Here is a 2,761-nt window from a genome sequence, read left to right on the forward strand (position 1 = left end):
TTGAGACAGCCTCTTAAGTTAATGAAATTATAATAATCTAGATCATAGAGAGTGCTTCCTCGATGGTTTTATCACCTTCGAGAATTTCTACTGTCTGATTAGACAGATTTGCGTGATCTAAAGCACTTACGAGTACCTGAGCTACATCAATTCTTGAAATATCTCCACGCTTATTAAGCTTTGGAGCAGCATCTATATGTCCCTTACCTTCATCATTTATCAAATGACCAGGCCTTACAATAGAGTAATTCAATCCGCTTTCTTTAAGATGCTCATCAGCATTGTGCTTGGCCTGTAGGTAGTGCTGTATTTGATCATTACTGGCAGGATCATCGGCTCCCATAGAGCTTAACATCACAAACTTTTTGATATTACTGTTTTTAGCCTCATCAATGAGTTTCTGTGCACCTTTTTCATCTACGGCCTCAGTTTTGTCTTTGCCAGTGCTTGATCCGGAACCAGCCGCAAAAATAACTTTGTCATAACCGTTGAGTGATCCGGAAAGGTCTTCTTCCAAGTCAAGCATTTTAGTGCTTACGCCCATGTCTTCGAAGTAAGCTTTTTGCTCTTCTTTTCTGATCATGGCTATAGGGTCGTAGGCCCCGTGGTGTTTTAACTTTTGTATGATATGTCTGCCAGTTGTGCCATTGGCACCGGCTACTATTACTTTTTCCATAATTTGTCGGTTTTTATAATAGTAACAGGAGGGAAGGGGGCTTGTTTTGGTTATTGTAGTTTAGTCGTGAAGCTTACAATAAAAAAAGCCGCTCCGTAATACGAAGCGGCTTTACACCATTAAATTAATAAGAGTGATTACTCAGCTACAACTTTTACGTTGATCTCGTGCTGCACATCTCTGTGTAGATCGAGTGATGCTGTGTATTCACCAACTTCTTTGATGTTTGTATCGAAAGATATTTTCTTTCTGTCTATATCGAAACCTTTGTCTTTTAAAGCATCAGATACCTGGTTAGCAGTAATTGCACCAAATATTTTTCCGCTTTCTCCAGCTTTGGTTTTAAGTTCGATTGTAAGGTCACCAATTTTGTTAGCAATCTCCTCAGCGTCTTTTTTGATTTTTTCAGCTTTGTGAGAGGCTTGCTTTATGTTTTCGGCTACCATTTTTCTATTTGACTCAGTCGCGAAAATCGCTATACCCTGAGGGATCAAATAGTTACGTCCATAACCTGGCTTTACATCAACAATATCGTTTTTGTAACCAAGTCCTTTTATATCTTGCTTTAATATTACTTCCATGTCAGTACTATCTTTATTTTAAAGAATCGGTTACATAAGGTAGAAGGGCAATGTGTCTTGCACGCTTCACAGCCTGAGATACTTTCTTTTGAAATTTTAGGCTAGTACCAGTAATTCTACGAGGTAAAATCTTGCCTTGGTCATTTACAAACTTCAACAAGAAATCAGGATCCTTGTAGTCGATGTATTTGATACCGTTTTTCTTGAATCGGCAATACTTAGGTTTGTTCTCGCCTCTGTTGATTGGTTCGTTCTGTAATGTCATGACGCTGGCTCCTCCTTAGCCTTTTTCTTCTTGTTAAATGCACCTTTTCTTCTTTTCTCATTGTAAGCCACTGCGTGCTTGTCAAGAGATACAGTAAGGAATCGCATCACTGCTTCGTCTCTTCTGTACTCAGTCTCGAGTTTGTCTACCAATTCAGGAGCTGCCGTAAATTCTACAAGGTTGTAAAAGCCTGTTGACTTGTGCTGTACCGGGTAGGCAAGCTTTCTAAGTCCCCACTGCTCTTCGTTTACTACTTCTGCACCATTGTCAGTAAGTACCTTTACGAATTTCTGGACAGTATCCTTCATCTGATCTTCAGACAAAACGGGATTTAATATGAATACCGTCTCGTAATTGTTCATGTGTAAAAAATTTAGTTGTTAAAATTTTCAGTCTGCAAAGATATGTTTAATTGTGAAAAAATCACAACAGCAGACCAATAATTATGTAGTGGTATCGGGCCCCAAAGCCTATTTATTTCAAATCTACAACGATACTTCTTTACGTACTTAGTAAAATGAAGTAATTTCAACAATATCATGATAAGCCTAATCATACCAACCTTCAACGAAGAGAGACGAATAGCTGATCTTATCAACTATTTGCGAGATAATGCAGGATTAAATATCATCGAAATTTTGGTGGTAGATGGTGGTAGTTCAGATCAAACTGTATTAGCCGCTGAGGCTGCAGGTGCAGAAGTGCATACCATAAGTAAAAAAAGTAGGGCCGTACAAATGAATTATGCGGTTTCTCAAGTAAAAGGAGAAGTGATTTACTTTGTGCATGCAGACACCAGGCCACCAAAAAATTACGGCCAATTAATAGACGGTGTTATAAGGTCTGGTAAAAAAGCGGGGTGCTTCACGTCAATTTTTGACTGGAATCATCCGTTTTTACGTTTTTGCAACTTCTTTTCCCGGCTGCCATTTTGGTTTTGTCGAGGTGGCGGACAAACACTTTTCGTTGAAAAAGAGCTTTTTCTCGCACTAGGTGGTTTCGATGAGTCCATGATCCTGATGGAGGAGTATGATTTTATCTCACGCGTGAAAAAAGAGACAAATTTTGCCATCATTAAGAAGAATGCTGTAACCTCAGCCAGAGATTATCGGGTAAATGGAGCGTTTAAGCTGCAATTTATTTATAGCTATGTATTTTTTCTGTATTCGATTGGCGCTCCACAGGAGAAGATGTTGGCTGTGGTGAGAAAATACGTAACTAAAGCATAAAGTCGCACGA

5 protein-coding genes are annotated in these 2,761 nt (G+C 39.0%); 1 reads left to right on the forward strand and 4 read right to left on the reverse strand.

The features are described from left to right. Positions 1-37 precede the first annotated feature (37 nt). The 4 genes from E1176_RS02770 to rpsF all read right to left on the reverse strand — a co-directional run bounded on the left by E1176_RS02770 (position 38) and on the right by rpsF (position 1,884). Positions 38-676: an SDR family oxidoreductase gene (locus E1176_RS02770; protein ID WP_155209053.1), complete on the reverse strand. Its 639-nt coding sequence runs from the start codon at positions 674-676 to the stop codon at positions 38-40. Between the two features lie 137 nt (positions 677-813). After that, positions 814-1,257: a 50S ribosomal protein L9 gene (gene rplI, locus E1176_RS02775; protein WP_155209054.1), complete on the reverse strand. Its 444-nt coding sequence runs from the start codon at positions 1,255-1,257 to the stop codon at positions 814-816. 13 nt (positions 1,258-1,270) lie between these two features. Continuing rightward, positions 1,271-1,522 carry a 30S ribosomal protein S18 gene (rpsR, locus tag E1176_RS02780; protein WP_155209055.1) on the reverse strand — a complete coding sequence of 84 codons (252 nt, stop codon included), beginning with the start codon at positions 1,520-1,522 and terminating at the stop codon, positions 1,271-1,273. Further along, positions 1,519-1,884: a 30S ribosomal protein S6 gene (gene rpsF / locus E1176_RS02785; protein WP_155209056.1), complete on the reverse strand. Its 366-nt coding sequence runs from the start codon at positions 1,882-1,884 to the stop codon at positions 1,519-1,521. Before rpsF ends, rpsR begins: the two co-directional genes overlap by 4 nt. 177 nt (positions 1,885-2,061) lie before the next feature. Between rpsF and E1176_RS02790 the strand changes: the two genes are divergently transcribed. After that, positions 2,062-2,751, forward strand: coding sequence for a TIGR04283 family arsenosugar biosynthesis glycosyltransferase (locus E1176_RS02790; protein ID WP_155209057.1), 690 nt, complete (start codon positions 2,062-2,064; stop codon positions 2,749-2,751). Positions 2,752-2,761: the final 10 nt, after the last annotated feature.

Origin of the sequence: Fulvivirga aurantia, assembly GCF_009711475.1 — a bacterium.
GTDB lineage: Bacteria > Bacteroidota > Bacteroidia > Cytophagales > Cyclobacteriaceae > Fulvivirga > Fulvivirga aurantia.

Excerpts from the sequence above, each read along its gene's own strand:
- E1176_RS02770 (WP_155209053.1), bottom strand. The coding sequence starts at position 676 with ATGGAAAAAGTAATAGTAGCCGGTGCCAATGGCACAACTGGCAGACAT.
- rplI (WP_155209054.1), bottom strand. The coding sequence starts at position 1,257 with ATGGAAGTAATATTAAAGCAAGATATAAAAGGACTTGGTTACAAAAAC.
- rpsR (WP_155209055.1), bottom strand. The coding sequence starts at position 1,522 with ATGACATTACAGAACGAACCAATCAACAGAGGCGAGAACAAACCTAAG.
- rpsF (WP_155209056.1), bottom strand. The coding sequence starts at position 1,884 with ATGAACAATTACGAGACGGTATTCATATTAAATCCCGTTTTGTCTGAA.
- E1176_RS02790 (WP_155209057.1), top strand. The coding sequence starts at position 2,062 with ATGATAAGCCTAATCATACCAACCTTCAACGAAGAGAGACGAATAGCT.